Origin of the sequence: Methylobacterium guangdongense (assembly GCF_038442355.1) — a bacterium.
Lineage (GTDB): Bacteria > Pseudomonadota > Alphaproteobacteria > Rhizobiales > Beijerinckiaceae > Methylobacterium > Methylobacterium guangdongense.
In genome coordinates this window covers 20,181-38,046 of sequence record NZ_JBBXMX010000012.1, presented here as the reverse complement: position 1 = coordinate 38,046, position 17,866 = coordinate 20,181, and the positions used below count along the sequence as shown (strand labels likewise).

General features: G+C 67.0%; 18 protein-coding genes. 10 read left to right on the top strand and 8 right to left on the bottom strand.

What is annotated here, in order from left to right:
• Positions 1-173: 173 nt before the first annotated feature.
• The 5 genes from AAHG09_RS20895 (at position 174) to AAHG09_RS20875 (ending at position 6,307) form a co-directional block, all read left to right on the top strand.
• Positions 174-1,319 (top strand): patatin-like phospholipase family protein, encoded by a 1,146-nt coding sequence (locus tag AAHG09_RS20895; protein WP_342109420.1) that lies wholly within the window; start codon positions 174-176, stop codon positions 1,317-1,319.
• The gene (locus AAHG09_RS20890; protein ID WP_342109419.1) at positions 1,316-2,353 is read left to right on the top strand and encodes a cyclic GMP-AMP synthase DncV-like nucleotidyltransferase; all 1,038 of its coding nucleotides are present in this window, start codon (positions 1,316-1,318) and stop codon (positions 2,351-2,353) included. The genes AAHG09_RS20895 and AAHG09_RS20890 overlap by 4 nt, the downstream gene beginning before the upstream one ends.
• Positions 2,350-4,053, top strand: a complete 1,704-nt coding sequence (locus tag AAHG09_RS20885; protein WP_342109418.1) for a ThiF family adenylyltransferase — start codon at positions 2,350-2,352, stop codon at positions 4,051-4,053. Before AAHG09_RS20890 ends, AAHG09_RS20885 begins: the two co-directional genes overlap by 4 nt.
• On the top strand, positions 4,038-4,517 hold the full coding sequence (locus tag AAHG09_RS20880; RefSeq protein WP_342109417.1) for a Mov34/MPN/PAD-1 family protein: 480 nt from the start codon (positions 4,038-4,040) through the stop codon (positions 4,515-4,517). The genes AAHG09_RS20885 and AAHG09_RS20880 overlap by 16 nt, the downstream gene beginning before the upstream one ends.
• A 542-nt stretch (positions 4,518-5,059) precedes the next feature.
• The gene (locus AAHG09_RS20875) at positions 5,060-6,307 is read left to right on the top strand and encodes a winged helix-turn-helix domain-containing protein (RefSeq protein ID WP_412760065.1); all 1,248 of its coding nucleotides are present in this window, start codon (positions 5,060-5,062) and stop codon (positions 6,305-6,307) included.
• 89 nt (positions 6,308-6,396) lie between these two features.
• Here the strand turns inward: AAHG09_RS20875 and AAHG09_RS20870 are convergent, their stop codons facing one another.
• Together AAHG09_RS20870 and gntA are read right to left on the bottom strand one after the other, a co-directional pair.
• Positions 6,397-7,884 (bottom strand): aminotransferase class I/II-fold pyridoxal phosphate-dependent enzyme, encoded by a 1,488-nt coding sequence (locus tag AAHG09_RS20870; RefSeq protein WP_342109415.1) that lies wholly within the window; start codon positions 7,882-7,884, stop codon positions 6,397-6,399.
• On the bottom strand, positions 7,881-8,666 hold the full coding sequence (gene gntA, locus AAHG09_RS20865; RefSeq protein WP_342109414.1) for a guanitoxin biosynthesis heme-dependent pre-guanitoxin N-hydroxylase GntA: 786 nt from the start codon (positions 8,664-8,666) through the stop codon (positions 7,881-7,883). Before gntA ends, AAHG09_RS20870 begins: the two co-directional genes overlap by 4 nt.
• A gap of 417 nt (positions 8,667-9,083) precedes the next feature.
• On the opposite strand from gntA, the gene AAHG09_RS20860 reads away from it, so the two are divergent.
• The 4 genes from AAHG09_RS20860 (at position 9,084) to AAHG09_RS20845 (ending at position 12,199) form a co-directional block, all read left to right on the top strand.
• Positions 9,084-9,989: an SDR family oxidoreductase gene (locus tag AAHG09_RS20860; RefSeq protein ID WP_342109413.1), complete on the top strand. Its 906-nt coding sequence runs from the start codon at positions 9,084-9,086 to the stop codon at positions 9,987-9,989.
• A gap of 603 nt (positions 9,990-10,592) precedes the next feature.
• Positions 10,593-11,111: a cobalamin B12-binding domain-containing protein gene (locus tag AAHG09_RS20855; protein ID WP_342109412.1), complete on the top strand. Its 519-nt coding sequence runs from the start codon at positions 10,593-10,595 to the stop codon at positions 11,109-11,111.
• Between the two features lie 75 nt (positions 11,112-11,186).
• Positions 11,187-11,432, top strand: a complete 246-nt coding sequence (locus AAHG09_RS20850; RefSeq protein ID WP_342109411.1) for a DUF6894 family protein — start codon at positions 11,187-11,189, stop codon at positions 11,430-11,432.
• Positions 11,433-11,434: 2 nt separating this feature from the next.
• Positions 11,435-12,199: a Crp/Fnr family transcriptional regulator gene (locus AAHG09_RS20845; protein ID WP_342109410.1), complete on the top strand. Its 765-nt coding sequence runs from the start codon at positions 11,435-11,437 to the stop codon at positions 12,197-12,199.
• A gap of 4 nt (positions 12,200-12,203) precedes the next feature.
• Here the strand turns inward: AAHG09_RS20845 and AAHG09_RS20840 are convergent, their stop codons facing one another.
• The 6 genes from AAHG09_RS20840 to pufL all read right to left on the bottom strand — a co-directional run bounded on the left by AAHG09_RS20840 (position 12,204) and on the right by pufL (position 17,267).
• Positions 12,204-12,689 carry an HPP family protein gene (locus AAHG09_RS20840; RefSeq protein ID WP_342109409.1) on the bottom strand — a complete coding sequence of 162 codons (486 nt, stop codon included), beginning with the start codon at positions 12,687-12,689 and terminating at the stop codon, positions 12,204-12,206.
• An 11-nt stretch (positions 12,690-12,700) separates the two neighbouring features.
• A complete protein-coding gene (gene puhB / locus AAHG09_RS20835) occupies positions 12,701-13,357 on the bottom strand; it encodes a photosynthetic complex putative assembly protein PuhB (protein WP_342109408.1) in 657 nt (218 codons plus the stop codon).
• Positions 13,354-14,277 (bottom strand): photosynthetic reaction center subunit H, encoded by a 924-nt coding sequence (puhA, locus tag AAHG09_RS20830; RefSeq protein ID WP_342109407.1) that lies wholly within the window; start codon positions 14,275-14,277, stop codon positions 13,354-13,356. Before puhA ends, puhB begins: the two co-directional genes overlap by 4 nt.
• Positions 14,274-15,368 carry a photosynthetic reaction center cytochrome PufC gene (pufC, locus tag AAHG09_RS20825; RefSeq protein ID WP_342109406.1) on the bottom strand — a complete coding sequence of 365 codons (1,095 nt, stop codon included), beginning with the start codon at positions 15,366-15,368 and terminating at the stop codon, positions 14,274-14,276. Before pufC ends, puhA begins: the two co-directional genes overlap by 4 nt.
• On the bottom strand, positions 15,365-16,366 hold the full coding sequence (gene pufM, locus AAHG09_RS20820) for a photosynthetic reaction center subunit M (RefSeq protein WP_100252568.1): 1,002 nt from the start codon (positions 16,364-16,366) through the stop codon (positions 15,365-15,367). The genes pufC and pufM overlap by 4 nt, the downstream gene beginning before the upstream one ends.
• Before the next feature lie 61 nt (positions 16,367-16,427).
• Complete coding sequence (pufL, locus tag AAHG09_RS20815; RefSeq protein WP_342109405.1) at positions 16,428-17,267, bottom strand: photosynthetic reaction center subunit L; 840 nt, start codon at positions 17,265-17,267, stop codon at positions 16,428-16,430.
• A 145-nt stretch (positions 17,268-17,412) separates the two neighbouring features.
• On the opposite strand from pufL, the gene AAHG09_RS20810 reads away from it, so the two are divergent.
• Entirely contained in the window at positions 17,413-17,772 is a 360-nt protein-coding gene (locus AAHG09_RS20810) for an SH3 domain-containing protein (RefSeq protein WP_342109404.1), read from the top strand.
• The last annotated feature ends 94 nt before the right edge of the window (positions 17,773-17,866 follow it).

The following is a 17,866-nucleotide window of genomic DNA, read 5'->3' as shown; positions in this document are numbered from 1 at the left end:
CCCGAACTGCATCAGTCCGCGAGTATCACTGGCGGTCTTAACCGGGAAAACGACTGAGAGACTGATCTAACGAGCACCGACATGGCGGCGGGCGTAGCCCGCCGCCGGATGCTTCAAAGAACAAAACGGGATCAAGCTTAGCTGTAGCACAGAAGGGGTGGAAGGATTCCAAGGTGGATGAAGTAAAGCAGCCCGCCGCTGGTCTACCGAAGACGGCGATGCGACCGTACCGCGTGCTAAGTCTTGACGGTGGCGGGATGCGAGGTGTCTACACTGCCGAGTTCCTGCACCGCTTGACCAGCTACTTTGCGCGTATCAGGGGCGAGGAAGCACTCGATCTCGGCAAGGGCTTCGACCTCATTACGGGTACGAGCACAGGTGCCATCGTCGCCTGCGCCTTAGCCATTGGAAAGCCGTTGGATGAGGTCGTCGAACTCTACAAGGAGAACGGGCGTCACATCTTTCCCCACCGCATCAAAGGCGTTCTGAGCGCGCTTTACCGCGCTCTCCTGCTTGGCGAAACGGTAGTGCGAGCCGGCGACGACGCCTTGCGGGAAGCCCTTGTCGGCGTGCTCGGCGAGCTTCGCGTAATCGATGTCTACGAGCGTCGGGAGATCTCGCTTTCGGTGCCGACCGTGGCGATGAAGACCCATCGTTCCTGGGTTTTCAAGAAGACGCCGAAGAGCGGCCCGCGAGACGATCTCTACCCATTGGTGGACGTCTGCATGGCGTCGAGCGCTGCACCCATCTACCGTTCTCTCGCGGCCATCGACGACCCCATGGCCAAGCACGGGCTCAAGCAGATCTTCGCCGACGGCGGCCTTTGGGCGAACAACCCAATCCTGGTTGGCATGATTGACGCCTTGGCGGTCGCACCGCCAGGACAGCCCATCGAGGTGTTCTCGCTCGGCACCTGCTCCCGCCCCGAGGGCGAGCACCTCACCGAGCGTGAGGTGCACCGCTCGATGCTGAAATGGAAGCTCGGGGCAGACGTGGCCCCCCTCAGCATCACCGCGCAGGAGTTCGCCTTCGACAACATGGCGCGGTTCCTTGCCGGCATTCTAACGCAAGCGGGCAGGCCCGTGCGGACGCTGCGCTTTCCCAAAAAGGATGTGCCGGCAGAGATGATGCCATTCCTTGCCCTCGATGACGCGAGAAAGGCGGCCGTGGATCGCCTGATCCAGCAGGCGAACTCCGATGCCGACGTGACGAAGAGCGCGTGCGACGACCTGAACAACGCCGACGGTCGAATGGTGAGAGCCCTGATGATGGACCTGCCGGCTATGCCAGCGACGGGCGTTGATTGGAGTGCGCTATGACGAGGGACACGAACGAACAGCTTCGCCGTTTTCACGGAGACCGCGTCTGGATGGATGCAATGGGCCGCCGGGACATTTACGGCAAGGCCAAGTCGAACCGCAACCGTTTGCGGAACGGCTTAGCCCGCGATGGAAAACCGACGCCGGTCGGTTCGGCGACGCAGGGATCTTACGCCATGCGGACGATGATCCAGAACGACGATGGAGATTACGACGTCGACGACGGGGTCTACTTCGCCAAAGAGGACCTCGTCAGCCCGAACGGCGGGGTAATTTCTGCGCTCGCCGCACGTCAGATGGTCTGCGACGCCCTTCAAGACAGGCGTTTCAGCGAAAAACCGGAGGTTAGGAACAACTGCGTCCGCATCCAATATGCGAAGCCCAACAGCTACCACGTAGACGTTCCAATCTACCGTCGAAACCGAACGAAGCACCCGTACACGGGTGTAATCACGGACAAATACGAATTGGCAAGCGCCGATTGGAAGGAATCCGATGCGCTGAATGTGACCAAGTGGTTCAAGAAGCGCAACGAGGAAACGAGCGGCGACACGTCTAGGGACGGCGACAAGGGACAGTTCGTTCGCGTCGTCCGTCTCGTGAAGGCCTTCGCGCGCAGCCGTCCCCACTGGAGTGGTAAGATCGCCGGTGGGTTCGCCCTATCGCGGCTCGTATCGGACCACTTCGTCGAGAGCGTGGACCGCGACGATGTCGCACTCCGCAACGTGCTCCGTGCAATCCAAGATCGCCTCGCGTGGAAGGATTGGGTGGCGCACCCGACCCTGAACGAGAACATCTTGCCGGTGGGCAGCGCGAAGGCGAAGTTCCTGCGCAAAAAGCTCGGCGACAAGCTCCCCCTACTCGACGTGCTCGACGCCCCGAACTGCACTCACGAGCTGGCCATGAAGGCCTGGGACAAATTTTTCCTTTCCGACTGGTTCACCAACCAGCCCGATCCCGACGACGAGGACGAGTTGGATTCGAAGACCACCCGCGGGCCCACCATCAAGGTCGGAGGCCAGGGCTACGCATGACCGCCCACGTCCGCCCGCTCCCGGTGGATGCTTTAGCGCTCGCCGACACGTGGTTCACCACGCTCGGCACCTCCTTCCGCGGACGTTTACTTCCGGGCGACCCGCTCGTGCCCGAGGGTGCCGCTGCGTGGGTCGTCTCGACCCTCGGGCGGGAATTGGTGGTGGTCGTTGACGCTGCATTCCCTTATTCGGCGCCCAAAGTTCACCTTCGCGGCGAACGGCGGGCAATGCCACACGTCGAGGGGCGCGGACGATTGTGCCTGCGGAACCCCGCGGTGCCATCCGATCCGCAAGCCGCCGTCGCCGCGGCACTCCGTGAGGCCCGCAGCCTCCTGCGCGCCATAACCGCGGGCTCGGAGGATCGCGATTTTGAAGAGGATTTCAGCCTCTATTGGGAATACGCGGCGGACGGCGGCTACCGCGCGAGCCTGCTTCTTCGTGACGTGGACGCTTCTCGGCCCATCGCATGGACTGCGGCGGATTCCGCTGTCTACGGTTTCGACACCCCGGGCGCCCTGCGGAAGTGGTGGTCGCATCGCTTCGGAACAGACAAGACGAAAGTGCGACAGGGTGCTCTCGTCATCCTTGACGAACTCCCACATCCGGATGGTTACCCTTTCACGGGCTCCGACCTTTGGGAACTCGTCGCCTCCCGGTCGATGGGCGGGACGAAACTCCTTGAAGATCTCCTGGGTCAGATGCCCAAATGGTTGTTGGTGGTCCTGGCTGGCACCGCGCCCTCTGGCCGTCGCCACGCGGTCGGCCTGATGCTCGCGCGTCTCCCGGAAGCTGGCGGCCGCCCGGTGAACCGCCGGCTAATTGAACGGGGTTACGCACGCTGCAGCATGCCCGCCGAGGTGCACTGCACCCGGATGCGGGTCACCCGCCTCGCCACGGACGCACTCGACGCCTCCAAAACGCGCCTGCCGTATGACGAGCACGATCGGCTCGCGGCCGCACGGGTAGCGGTGGTAGGTTGTGGCGCACTCGGCTCGGGCGTGGCGCGGCTCCTCGCGAAGTCTGGAATCGGTCACATTGTGCTCGTGGACCCCGAGACGCTGGGCTGGGAGAACATCCGCCGACATCGGCTCGGGGCGGAGTACGTCGGCATGCCGAAGGCAACGGCGCTCGGCCGGACACTCGCGCGCGAGAACCCAGATATCGGCTCCGTCCGGGCGCTTGATGTCGCGATCGAGGGGTTGCTCGCGCGGGATCCAGGGGCGTTGGCAGGCGTCGACTTGGCGCTCGCCTGCACAGCCGATTGGTCCGCGAATTGCGCACTGGACCAGTTCGTGACACAGGCCGGCGGGATCCCGGTCCTCTATGCGTGGATGGAGGCACACGCACTCGCCGCCCACGCTGTCTTGATCATGCCCGGCCACTCCTACAGGGCTGGCTACGATGAGGCTGGGAACCCCGGGATCACTGCCTCGATCAGCGACAAGCCGATTTCTGCCGAATGCGGAGCGTCCGCTTCACCGTTCGGTGCCGTCGAGCTCGCCCAAGCCGAGATGTTGTCGGCGCGCCTCGCGATCGACTTCCTAAGGGGCCGGTCAGCGGAAACGACTTGGTGGTCTTGGTTGACCGACGCGGCGGCTCTCGCCGACGCCGGCGGGCGCTGGACGGACGATTGGGTCGCCGCGCGAGGGATCCCAGGTCCCTTCGGACAGATGCAGGTCGGGCCGTGGGCGGAACCGTGAAGGGGACGCTTGTCTTCGAAGTGGACGAGATCGAGGTGCAAGTCGAGGCTGGCCCGCTAAAAGTATTCGCCGCTCATCGTCAAACCCGCCTCTTCCATCGGGAGGCCGGTGGCCAACTGTTCGGTCGCTCCGGGGGAAAGCGGTGGAAGGTCACCCATGCGACGGGGCCGAACCGCCGCGACTGGAGGTGCCGCCTTCGCTTCGTGCCGGACCGGGGGCGTGAGCAGCGCGAGATCGCCGCTTTCCACGCGCAGGGGCTCGACTACCTTGGAGACTGGCATACGCACCCTGAGGATACGCCGTCGCCTTCCCCACGGGATCTCGCTAGCATCGAGGATATCGTCAGACGATCGGCGCACGAGATGCCGGGCTTTCTCCTGTGTATTGTGGGCCGGGACGAACCACCTAACGGCCTCTGGCTCTCCCTGCACCGAGGATCCGGTCAGGGCCTCCGTTCGCGTTGAGCAGTCGGAGGAGCCCGCGCCTCGGCGGGCTCACCCCAAACGCGTTTGATACCCCGTTCCGATAGGACAAGAGGCAGAACGGACTTTGCTCATAAATGGGGGCAAACACGGGGCAAGGTCACTGCCCAGCACGACGTCCCGGACCGTGCGATCCCGCATCGCCTGTGCCATGCCTTCGATCGCGGCCCTACCGTGTCCTTCCGCCGGCAACGCCAATAAGGTCGTTTGCACTCTGCCATCGCGACTGCCTCCTGGACGATCTGTGATCAGGCTTAAGACGATGGCCGCTTCGGAAAAGCCGCCGATCGCCATCGAATGGCCGAGATGGGCGCGAAGCTGCCGTCCAAACTTGGCCGTTAGTTGGGCTGCTTTGCGCCCATCTCGGCCACTCAACGGTTTCCTTCAATTCCTTAAAAGCAGACAAACCCCGGGCCGCAGATCGTCAGCGAAATGGCGGTCTGGCAGGTCGAGCGCACGACGCCGGCTCGTTCATCATCGGTCCGAGAATAAGACGATAATCTTAGCCGTCACGAAGACCCGAATTGCCACGAACTGTCCCAGAGCCCTATCGATCGCGACATGCGGATGATCTGGCTCCGCCCTGCCCATCAGCCGCACGGGATCCGGAGGGCATCCTGACAACCGAACTGTCAGATCCCGAGGCACGCCGCATCGCCCTGACCGCGCAGGGTTTCGGTGCGCGGCCGCAATCGTTCGATGTGGACGCCGCACGGATGCGCCGGGCAATCGGCCGGCTCGGCCTTCTGCAGATCGACAGCGTGAACGTCCTGGTCCGTGCCCACTACATGCCGCTGTTTTCGCATCTGGGAGCCTACGATCGCGGCACGCTCGACACTCTGACGACCGCTCGGTCGAAATGCGTCTTCGAATACTGGGGCCACGAGGCGTCCCTGCTGCCGATCGAACTCCAGCCCCTGCTGCGCTGGCGCATGGACCGCGCTCGCGCGGGCCGCGGCGTCTGGAGCCGGCTCGAACCGTTCGCGGGCGCACGGCGCGCGGAGGCCGACGCCCTACTCGCCCGTATTGAACGGGAAGGCCCGTTGGCGGCCTCGGAGATCGCGTCACCGAAGTCTTCCAGGGGCATGTGGGCCTGGAGCGATGCCAAGCACGCGCTCGAATGGCTCTTCTGGGCGGGCTTGGTCGCGTCGACGCATCGGCGGGGTAGCTTTGAGCGCGTGTACGACCTACCCGAACGGGTGCTGCCGCGGTCCGTCCTCGCCCGGCCGACCCCAGATCCCGCGGATGCCCGTCGGGAGCTCGTGGCGCGATCGGCGCAGGCGCTCGGCGTCGGAACCGCGAACGACCTGCGCGACTACTACCGGCTCTCGCCAGCTGACGCGCGTCTCTCCATCGAGCAACTCGTCGAGGAGGGCGTCCTCATTCCCACGAGCGTTCGCGGGTGGCAGTCGCAGGCCCATCTGCACCTGGATGCGCGGTCCGGCCGCCGGCACCGCGGGGCGGTTCTCCTGTCGCCGTTCGACCCGCTCTTCTGGCACCGCCCGCGGACCAAGCGGCTGTTCGGGTTCCGGTACCGCCTCGAGATTTACACGCCCGCCCATAATTGCGAGCACGGATACTACGTTTTGCCGTTCCTCATGGACGGCGCGCTCGTCGCCCGCGTCGACCTGAAGGCGGATCGCAGGGCCGGCGCCCTGATCGTCCTGCGCACGCACTTTGAGCCCGGGGCGCCGGCGGAGACGAGGGAACGGTTGTCCGAGGAACTGAACTCGATGGCGATGTGGCTCGGGCTGTCCGATGTCTTGATCTGAGCGGCCGCCGACCCCGAAGTGTTTCGACTTGGTTGGCGCAAATCGGGGGCCGCGAAGGCACACGCCCTTTCCCTTCTCCCGCTGGCAGGTCAGTTTTCGCGCACGACGCGGACCAAGCCGTCGCCATGCTCGTCCGGGTCGAGGATGAACGCTCCGGCCCCCAGGTTCGCCCGGAGAAAGGCGACATGCGCGGCGGTGATCATCTGCCCCGGGAGCAGGCGGGGAATGGCCGGTGGCACGACCGCGACCGACTGCCCGGCGATCCTTCCGACGGCCTGCTCGTAGGGCACGCGATCGAACTTCGCCGCTGCGGCCTGCGGGGGTGGAAGTGCGGGCGCCGTCGGAATTGCTGGCGCGAGCGAGGCGTAGTCCGGTGCGTCGTCCGGGATCGCGTGGAAGCAGGCATCTCCCCTCTTGGCCGCAGCGGCCAAGTCGCGGACGCCCTGGACGAGACGCTCGGCGTCCGCATCGGTCGTGCCGAGCGAGAAGCTGAAACCAATATGGCGCAGGTCGCCCAGCACCGCACTCACCTTACGTTCGGCCTGGAGCCACTCGTCGGCCTCGTAGCCGGACATCCCGAGCCCGCGCACATCGAGGATCAGGAAAGTCGGATCGAGGTCGTGCGCGCCGGGACCGCCGATCATCTCCCGCCCGTAAATCGCGATCCCGTCAACGGACGCGAGACGATCCCGGACCGAGTCGGCGAGGTCGACCACACGCTGCCAGAGTCGCTGGCCCTCGGCGACGTGGACACGGCGCGTCGCGTCCAGCGACGCCAGGATCGGCACCGAGGGGCTCGTGCACTGGAGCATCTCGAACGCCCAGACGAACCGTTCGCGGTCGATCAGGTCGCCGGAAACCAGCATGAACGAGCCCTGCGCGAGCGCGCCCATCGTCTTGTGCACGCTCACCACCATCACGTCCGCGCCGAGCGCCATCGGGTTGTCCGGCAGGCGGTCGCAGAACGGGTAGGCCGCGCCCCAGGCGGCGTCGACGATCAGGGGAACGCCGCGGGCGTGGCAGACCTCCGCAAGGGCACGGATGTCGCTCGTGACACCGAAGAAGGTCGGGCTGATCACGAGCGCGGCCTTCGCATTCGGATGGAGATCCAGAAGCCGGGCGAGCGCCGCGGGATCGGTGCCGTGCTCGACGTCCCGCTCCCGGTCGATCACCGGCGGGATCGCGACGAGGTTCACGCCCGCGTACACCGCGGTGCTGAAGGCCGCCTTGTGCTCGTTGGCGGCGATCAGCACCGTGTCGCCGGGGCCCGCGACCGCTGCGACGGCGGTTTGGATACTCTGCGTCGAGCCACCGGTCGAGAACCGGCAGAGTTCCGCGCCCCAGGCCTCGGCCGCAAGGCGATAGGCCTGTTGCATCACCCCGAAGGACTCCGTGCGGTCGTCGAGCCCCTTGGGCGTCAGCACGTCGGCCTGGAAGGCCCGTTTGCCGAGGAGGGCGACAATGTCGGGCGAGGCCGCCCGTCCTTCGTCGTGACCGGGACCGCCGAAGCCCGCGATGCTGCCGCGCTCGACGGCCGCGAGGGCGTCGAGGATCGGCGCCTTGGACTGGTCCATCATCTCGTCTTCTCCCCCGCCTGCGCCGAACGCCATGGACCGCCGACCGGAAACAGCTGGTCGAACGGCTGGTCGTGTTGTCGTCGTCCAGCCTTGTCCTGCGATGTGTCCGGCCGCCCTCGGAACGGGCAGCGCCACTCTTCGCCGACCGCCCGTCCGCTGTACTGACGGGCCTCGGACGTCTCGCCATGGCGCGCGAGCATCGGGTTGAGGCTGCCCGCCAGATCGAGATCGCGGTCGAGGATCGAGGTCCGCAGCTTCTCGTAGCGCCCTTCGGCGCGCAGGCGCTCGAACTGCGCGTGTAAATTGAAGACGAGCGCCGGCGATGCGAACCGCCGCGCGGGACGGCTGGCCCGGGGGTGAAGGCCGACGACGAAGAAGGCCTCGCCGCCGAAGCTCAGCGAGAAATGCGGGTTCTCGGGATCGCTGGCGACCCGATCGTCGTGGGGGAGACCGAGGGACGCGTCCTTGTCCGAAAGCGACTGGACGCGGCGCCAGAGCCGATCCTCGAACCCCGCCTCGTCGAGGTCGCCCGGCCCCTCGAAGACGACGGCGAAGCTCTGGAACAGATCGGGCTGCGCCTTGTAGCTCGCGATGAAGGCGAGCAGGGCGGGGTAGATCCGCATGTCGTCCCAGCCCGACCGGATGTCGCGGGCGACGACAATCCTCAACCGCCCCCGCGAGAGGGCGGATTTCGCACCTACGCAGGGAAACGGGGCGTCACGGATGAAGGCGCGGAACGCCTCCGCGCTGGGGTGCACGCGATCATCCGGTGGCAGTCGCATGGCGCAGGAAGCCTAAGATGGGCGCAGAGTTGCGCTGAACGGCAGCATAGGGCGGCTGCGGTTTGGGCAACTGCGCTCGCCTGGCCTCGTTTCCGGGCCGGGAAGTCGAGAGCCTGCGGCATTTGAGACTAGATCTCGTGTTGCCTAATAGATGTACTGCGGCGCATTTGACCGATGTGTCGTAGTTTCACGAAGGATGCGAACGGGTTGGCGTCGTTTGAAGCGCGGTCTGTTTTCGGGTGATGACAACTGCGTGATCCGGTCTGGCCGGCTTACATGCCTCGATCGGCTGGATTTGACGGTACGACTTCGGATGCGCGGGCAGGAACATCCTCGTTCGGCCCTGAATTACGACCCACTCCATTGCGACCGCGGCGATGGTCGTCCCGGTCGCGCGTTCAGATCCCAGGACATCCGATGATCGACTCCGCCGACAAGCGCCTCGCGATGCAGGACCCCCGCACGCAGTACCCGCAGCCCCCGTTCCCACGGCAGCCGCAAGTGGCGCCGGGGCTGGCCGAGGCGATGGACCCGAAGCCCGACCACGGCGAGACCAGCTACAGGGGGCATGGGCGTCTCGCAGGCCGGAAAGCTCTCGTGACGGGTGCCGACTCCGGCATCGGGCGGGCGGCGGCGATCGCGTTCGCCCGCGAGGGTGCCGACGTGGCGCTCAGCTTCGTCGAGGACGAGATGCCCGACGCCCGGGAGGTCGCCAAGCTGATCGAGGCGGAAGGGCGCAAGGCCGTCCTGCTGCCGGGCGACATCACCGACAAGGCGTTCTGCGACATGCTCGTGAAGAAGGCCGTCGCCGATCTGGGCGGCCTCGACATCCTGGTCAACAACGCCGGCAAGCAGACGAACCAGAAGGACATCGGCGATATCACGGACGAGCAGTTCGACCGGACGCTGAAGACCAACCTGTACGCGATGTTCTGGATCACCAAGGCCGCCCTGCCGCACATGCCGGCGGGCGCGTCGATCATCAACACGGCCTCGGTCGTGGCCTACAATCCACCGCAGATCCTCGTGGACTACGCGACGACGAAGGCCGGCATCGTGGCCTTCTCGAAGGCCTTGGCGAAGCAGCAGATTGCAAAGGGCATCCGCGTGAACGCGGTGGCGCCGGGGCCATTCTGGACGGCCCTGCAGCCGTCTGGCGGCCAGCCGCAAGAGGCGGTCGAAAAGTTCGGTTCCGACGTCCCGCTGGGCCGCCCCGGGCAGCCGGTCGAGCTCGCGCCGGTCTACGTGTTCCTGGCAAGCCAGGAGGCGAGCTACGTGACCGGAGAGGTCTACGGGGCGACCGGCGGAAACGGCACCGTCTGATGCGAACGACGTAATTCCGATCGACCGCCTTCGCGGACGAACGAAGGCGGTCGGCTGATGAATTGGAGGGAGGCGGCTCACCAAGCTTGGCTTGACAGCCGCAACTCTATCTACCTGTCGTTGAGGGGTAACAACATTTTGCACCCTAACGCGAAGTGATGCCGCCAGCTTATCGGCCGGCATGTTCAACCTTAATACCCGCAAAAGGTGGGTTGACTTTTATCAATGTGGCTCATTCTGGCATGTGCCATCGATTGATCGATGAGTATGCCGTTTGCAGACGATCCTGTTCGACCGCAGGGATCGTCATCGATATATCTTGACGCGAGACGATGCCGGAATTCCTGCCGCCTCTCGCTGGAGCCTGAGAGGCGAGCGCACAGTCTCGCCGTCGGCGCGTCCACCAACATCCTATCGGGCCTCGTCGAGCGAGAGATCCTTCCGAAACTTCGCGGTTTCCATCGCCCGCAAGTTCAGGCCGCTGCGCGGGATATTCACGCACTGACGAGGCTTCTGCTCGACAATCCTGGTGGGTTTCAAACGGAAGTCACCCGGCACGCGGTCGGCGGCACCCCATGGCACGTCCTGGCCGGGGAAATGCTGGTGCCGGTGGCGCAAAATCTCGGTGTGATGTGGGAGCAGGATCTCTGCGACTTCCTCCAAGTCACGGAGGCGATGGGACGGCTCCAATCCCTCCTGCGGGAGGCGATCCCGCCGCAGGTCGGGCATGGGGTTGGGCAGCCTAGGGGCAGCATTCTTCTGGCTGCAGCGCCGGGAGAGACCCACACCTTCGGCCTCTGCACCGTGGCCGGGCATCTCCGCGATGCGGGCTGGGCGACCGCGATCGTCGGCGGAACGCCCACCGATTCCCTGGCCACGCTTCTCGCGGACCTCGCCAACGGCTGGTACGATGCCCTCGGTCTCTCCCTCGCCTGCGATGTCCATTCCCCCGCCTTGAGCCAGGCGATGCCGGCGATCCGTCGTGCCTCGCGCAATCCCGCCTTGCGCATCGTTGTCGGAGGCGCCCTCGTCGCCCGGGGTGGCGCAGAGCCCGCGATGTGGGGCGCCGATGCCTGCCTCACCGATCCTGCGCAGTTGCTTCCCGCGCCAGCGGCCGTGTGACCGGAAGCGGACGACCTGCAACCATTCCTGTTGCGCTCAGTTTGGACCGAATCCTCCCGCCCCGAGATTTTCGCTTTGGCACGCTATTTCTTCGAGATTGAAAAGGGCGGCCTGCATAAGGACGAGACCGGCACGGAATGCCGCGATCTCGACGAGGTCCGGGCCATTGCCGTGCGGACGCTCACGGGCATCGCGGGGGAGGAGTCCGTCGCTCACGAACGGCATACCATCGCGATCGTGGTCCGCGATGCGACCGGGGCCTCCGTGCTGGATGCGACTTTGACTTTGACGACCGCCTGGTCGAACCGGGCCGAGGCGTGACGGTGGCCGACTCTCACCTCCCGACCCTGACGCCGCTCTTGCGCAAGCTCGACAGTGTCATCCGCCTCAACGACGAGGAGCGGCGGGCCGTGCTCGCCCTGCCGCACATGATCCGGCAGGTCGGCCCCCATGAGGATATCGCCACGGTCGGGGAGCGACCCGCCCATTGCTGCCTCGTCCTCAAGGGCTGGGCTCACCGTTACGCCTATACCGCCACGGGCGACCGCCAGATCCTGTCCTTCTACATCGCCGGGGACATCCCGGACCTGCAGCATCTCTACCTGCCGGTGATGGACCATTCCCTAGCGAGCCTCACCGCGTGCACCCTGGCCTTCATCCCCCATGAGGCGATGAGGGCCCTCGTCATCGGCCGGCCCGGGGTGATGGCGGCGCTCTGGCGCGATACGCTGGTCGATGCCTCGGTCTACCGCGAGCGAATCATGACGCTCGGCCGCCGGCAGTCCCTGGGCCGCACGGCCCATCTCTTCTGCGAAATGTACATGCGCCAGCGCGCCGTGGGGCTGGCCGGCGACCTGTCCTGTCCCCTGCCGCCGACACAGGCGGAACTGGCCGATGCCGTCGGCGTCACGGCGGTGCATTTCAACCGGTCGCTGCGGACCCTGCGGGCACAGCGTCGGATCGTCCTCCAGGGCGGACAGCTCACCATCGGCGACTGGCCGGGCCTCGTGGCCACGGCCGAGTTCGATCCCGTCTACCTGCATTTCAATGAGGACCGGCAGCGCTCCGACGAGCGGGCCTCGGCCTGAGGGTCTAGCCGCGAAGCTTCAGGGAGAGCCGGCGCGCACCTTCCCCAAGGGCGGTCACGAGCAGCACGGCGGCCGTCAGACGCGCCGCCCCAACCCAGGTGGCGGCCTCGGAGCCGAGGGTGACGATCAGCGCCGTCGCACCGCCGGCCGGGTTGATCGCGCCGAGGAGGGCCTGCGACAGCAGGGTTCCGGCAACGGCGGCCATCGTCGCCGCCACCCGCCCGACCGTCAGGGAATGAAGCCCGCTGAAGCTCGGGTCGTGCGCGGCGCCGAGCACGGCGAGCGCCGCGAAGCCGCAGGCGGCCCCGCAGAGCTGGCCGACGGCCGTGTTCCAGGCCCGCGCGCTCGGCAGATCCGGCAGGTGGACCTGCAGCAGGATCGCGGCGCCGAGGCTCGGCACCAGCAGGGGCTCTCCCACGGCGATGGAGAGGGCGCCGACGAGTCCGAGCACCAGCGCGGCCATGAGGGCCTGGAGGAGGTCCTTCGCCATGGCTGCGTCCGTCAGGCCGCTGTCGCGCGGGGCGACGCCAGGGGCCGGACGTCCTGTTCGCTCAGGGCTGGGGCGGGACCGTCGAGACGGCGCGCAAGCTGGGTCCCGAGGACAGCGGCGTCCGGCAAGCCGCGCAGCATCGGCACCGGGGCGGACAGGCTGAGGCCCCGGACATGCGGCCACAGCTTGCTGAGGCCGACCCCGCCCCCGTCCCGCACGGTCAGCGCCACGTCCCCGGTCCCGTCGGGATGGACCCGCACGGCGACGCTGCGGAGCGCGCGCAGGGGGATGTCGACGGTACCCTGGAGGGCGATGCCGTGGCGGATGACGATCCGCAGGGTCGTCACGGTGTAGGTCGTGCTCCGGGCGAGGGCCCAGGCGAGGAAGGCAAGGATCCCCATGAGGGCCACGCCCTGGGCGAGCAGCACGGCGGTGTCGAACACCTCCTGGGGGCGCAGGCCCCTCAGCGAGACGATCAGCGCGAGCTTCCAGCCGAGGAGGAGCGCGAAGTAGGCGGCGAGCCAGCGGCCCTTCAGGAGGTGGCGGCGCAGGGCCGAGGCCAGCGGTCTCCCCTGCCACAGGATCCGCTCGCCCGGCTCCAGGCGGACGCCCACGGGGCGCGGGGGAGCGCCGGCCGGGGCAGCGGAGTGGGGTATGCGCATCGTCATGCCGTTTTCCTCCGGCCGAGATCGTCGCGGGGCGGGCCGCCGAATCTGCCCCGGCGCACGCCCTCGGCGAACATCTTGCCCCCGGCGAAGTACGCGCTGATCCGATCCTCCTCCCGGGCGGTGATCCGGTCGGGATCCTTGAGCTCGGGGATGGCGGCGAACTGCTCGGCGTAGATCGAGCGCGTCTTCACCCGGCGGAACTTCGGGCTGACATTGGCGAAGAAGACCGGCATCAACCGGCGGCGCCCGTCGTTCAGCTCCACTTCGAGGTAGCGCAGCAGCTTGGCGCCCCGATCCACCCACAGGTCGCGGACGTGGCCGGCGACCTTGTCGTCGCGGCCGACCACCGGCATCCCCACCGGATCGGAATCGCCTCCCTGGACGTGCCATTCGTCGCCGACTTCGCGCAGCGGTACCAGTTGCAGCTTCTCCCCTTCCATCAGGAGGGGCTCCTCTTCGCGAAGCACGTAGGAGGCGGGACCGACGGGGTCGCGCATCGGGTTCGCACCGGTCGGCACGAAGGCAGAGCCGGGGAACGGGTGAAGGTGCCGGGCGGGCACCTCCGGGGGCGAGGTGAAGTTCGGCAGGGTGACTGTCCCGCCCTTCTGGAGCGTGAAGGTCTTGGGCGCCGGCGGCGGCGGGAAGCCGACGAGGGGATGGGCGCGGGGGGGCTGCGTCGGGTCCTCCATCGGATAGCCCTCGCGCTTGTCCTCCGCCCGGAGGTACCAGCACAGGGTCCCGAAGAAGAGCGCGAAGGCCCAGAACAGCACCACGACGCCGTCGATGTGCTGCGTCACCGCCCCGAGGTGGAAGCCCCAGGCGCCCACGGCTTCGGTGGCGTTGGTGCTGCCGAGGAGTCCGGTGGCCGGGGGGATCCCGTGGCCGGCGGATCCGGCGATCTGGCTGACGCCCTCGTTCACGGCTGGCCTCCCTGGTCGGTGGCGGAGGCGGCGTGTTCGCGGCCGGGGCCCTTCAGGCCGGGGAAGACCGTGAGCAACTCCTGCGCGTGGTCGGCGGGCTTGGGCAGCCCGTAATGGCAGGTGGCGCAGAGGACGAAGCCGTTGCCCTCCTGCGGGCCGCGCATCCGGTCGGGCAGCACGATCGTGTGCGGGTCGTCCGCTGTCTCTCGGGTCTGCGGCATCCGCACCGCCAGGGGCAGCAGCACGTTGCGGTTGATGTCCCGGACCATCTGGATACCGGAATAACCGGTCCAGCGGGCGGGCAGGCTCTGGCCCCAATCGTAGAAGGCGCGGGAGTTGTGGCAGTAGGTGCAGTTCACGCCCATGCCGGCGGACATCTGCATCATCACCTCATAGAGGCGCTTGACCACGACCTGGTCGGCTACCTGCCCGTTGGGCAGCGCCGTATAGGACTGGGCGAGGCCCGGCGTGTCCTGCAGCAGGTAGAGTTCGTAGCCGGCATTCGGGAAGAACTGGCGCACGCTGTCGCCGGACTCGTTCCAGTTCTCTGGCTTGTCCATGTGGGCGCCCTGCGGGTGGGGCGGGCGCGAGAACCAGATCTCCGCCGGCACCGGCTGACCCCGGTGGCAGGACCAGCAGGTCACGCCAGCGCCGCCGACATGCTCGGTCCAGTCCGCGTTGAGGTGGCGGACCATCTTGAGCATGTCTCGGGCGGCCGCTTTGGTCGGCTTGGCGTCCGAGGCGAAGTCGCCTCCCGCGTGGCAGAAGTCGCAGCCCTGCTGCGGGGCGACCCAGTTGGTGATCGCCTGCTGCAGGCGCATGAATTCGCCGGCATTCAGGTCGGTGAGCACGGTGACGTTCTTGTAGGCCTCCGTCGCGGGACGGGTGTCCTCGATCAGCGGCGGATTGGCCGGCGGCGGGCCGTTCCGGGTCTGAAACAGGGGGCTCCCCGTCGGGGCGTACTGCACGAGGGAGGGGCCGTTCGGCCCAGTCTGGGTGCCTTGAGTCGGCAGGTTCCAGGTCGGCACGAACAGGGTGAACAGGCCGGCGCAGACGAGGCCGACCGCCAGGATGGGAGGTCCGATCCTCATCGTCCGAGCACCTTGTCCTGCATGGTCTTGAGCGCCTGCGCCGGCGGCGCGGCGGGGAGGTCCGGTGCGGGCCGGTATTGCGGGGCGAGCCCGTTCTTGACGCCCCAGAGGTACCAGTTGTCGACGAGGGTGCCGGTGGCGAGGATGCCGATGCCGCCCGTCAGGGTGACGAGGGTGGCAAACCAGTAGAGCCAGCGGTGGATCGACTCGTAGTTCGAGTTGAAGCCCATGGTCCAGCGCCAGAACAGGGCCGCGCGCTCGGCCGCCGTGCCCCGGTCGGTGATCTGATGGGTCTCGCGCTCGCCGCCGAGCGGCGTCACCGCCAGGATCGTCCCGGCATGCATGGCGAACAGCATCGTCGATCCGTAGAGGAACGAGATCGAGAGCATGTGGAACGGGTTGTAGAAGATGTTGCCGTAGCGGACCGAGAACGTCGCGGTCCAGTTCAGGTGCGGGATCACCCCGAACGGCACCGCCTCGGACCACGAGCCCATGGCGATGGGGCGGATGAAGCCGAGCACGAGGTAGAGCCAGATCGCGCTGGCGAAGCACCACGGGATGTGGGTGCCCATGCCGAGCGCCCGGGCGCGGCGGTACATCTTCACCCACCACAGCAGGATCGCGGCGGTGAGGAAGAACCCGGCCATCAGCCACCACCCGCCCTCGCGGAGCGGGGGGAACGGGTTGAGGCCGTACTTCGCCGGCGGCGGATCCAGCGACAGGAACGGCAGCAGGCGGATGAACCGCACGGGGTTCCAGTCCACCGAGGCCAGCATGTTCAGGCCGATAATCTCGATCGCGATGAAGCCGCAGAGCAGGGAGGCCACGCCGGTAGGCCCGAGATGGGTGGGCAGCACCTGCATCTCGCCGATGCGCCCGAGCCACTGCGAGTGGAACGGCTTGCCGATCCGGCCGGGGGAGCCGATCTGTAGCGGCGGCCCGGCCTCGTCGGGGCCGCGCAGCTCGATATGCGTCCACAGGGTGTGGAACTGCGGCATCCGCGTGATCTCCGTCGGGCAGTCTTCGGCAAAAGCCGTGGGGGCGGCGAGGACAGGTCGGCTAGATCTTGCCGCCCGTGCTCCAGATCGGGAGGTTCAGGTACCAGTCCCACCAGTAGGGCCAGCCCTGGGTCCAGAACGGCCCGGAGATGATGATGCAGACCGCGCTCCACAGCCCCGCATTGAGGGCGAGGAAGTAGCCGAGCCGGTGAATGCCGATCTCGCCGATCGAATACATGATCGTGTCGCGGAAGTAGGCGCTTTCGTACTCGTCGTACTTCACCGGCTTGCCCTTGCCCGGGTTGGCCGCCGCCAGGATCTCGCCGGCATGGAGGCCCAGCGCGAAGGTCGTGGTGAAGAAGCACGTCACCGCGATCATGTGTGCGGGATTGTAGTGGAAGTGGAGGTGCTGGTAGCCGACGTTCGACACCCAATCGAGGTGGCTCATGATGCCGTAGGGGAAGCCGTAGCCCCAGGCCCCGAGCAGGATCGGCCGCACCACGTTGAGCGAGGCGTAGGCGAGGATCGCGAAGGAGAACGCCACCGGCACGTGGTAGCCCATGCCGAGTTTGCGGCAGATCTCCACTTGCCGCAGCGCCCAGGAGACGAAGGCGCCGAGCGCGCAAACCGTGATGATCTGCCAGAGACCGCCCTGCTTGAGCGGCGCGAAGGCCAGCCCATGGGCGATGGGCGGCGGATCGATGCTGATCTGGAACAGCGCCCAGGTCGGGCCGATGGCGGCGCCGTAGACGATGAGCAGCGTCCCGAGCAGGGCGAAGAACGCCGCTGTGACGCCGAAGAAGCCGACGTAGAACGGCCCCACCCAAAAATCGAACAGGCTCCCGCCCACCAGCGTCCCGCCGGCGATCCGGTACTTCCGCTCGAACGAGAGCATCGCCATGCCTGCGGCCCCTGGCACCCCATATGTCAACTTGGAATGACACTGCTGCTGTCAGTTCGGTATGACATTTATCAAGTCCCCCCTGCGGCCGACGCGGTAGCGTACGGGCGGCCGACGGGGTCGGCGCCAGCGGGAAACGGTGTCGATGGGACGGATCTGGCTGATGGCCCTGATGGCCGGCGTGCTCGGTGGGGCGATGGCTCCCGCCTCGGCCGCACCGGAGGCGGCCCGGTGGGACACGTATTTCTACGCCGCCCCCCGCAGCAGCGCCCGCGTCCTCGATGAGGTGGAGCGCGAGACGCCCCTCGACGTCCTGTCCTGCGAAGCCGGCTGGTGCCGGGTCGTCTACGGCGAGATGGAGGGCTTCGTGCGCGAGGAGATCGTGCACGGGCCGTCGAACGACGTCCTGCCGGACGGCCGCCGTCCGCAAGGGGCCTGCTTCACGGCGGTGCAGCCGGGCGGTGGGGCGTGGCAGGACGAGCGGTTCTGTCCCCCCGAACGGTAACAGGCGTGCGCCAGCGCTCTGTTTCGGGGACGCGGACCCTGTCCTGTCCGACATCAACGCATCACTGCGCGCGCCATGGCGGCATCAGCCCATA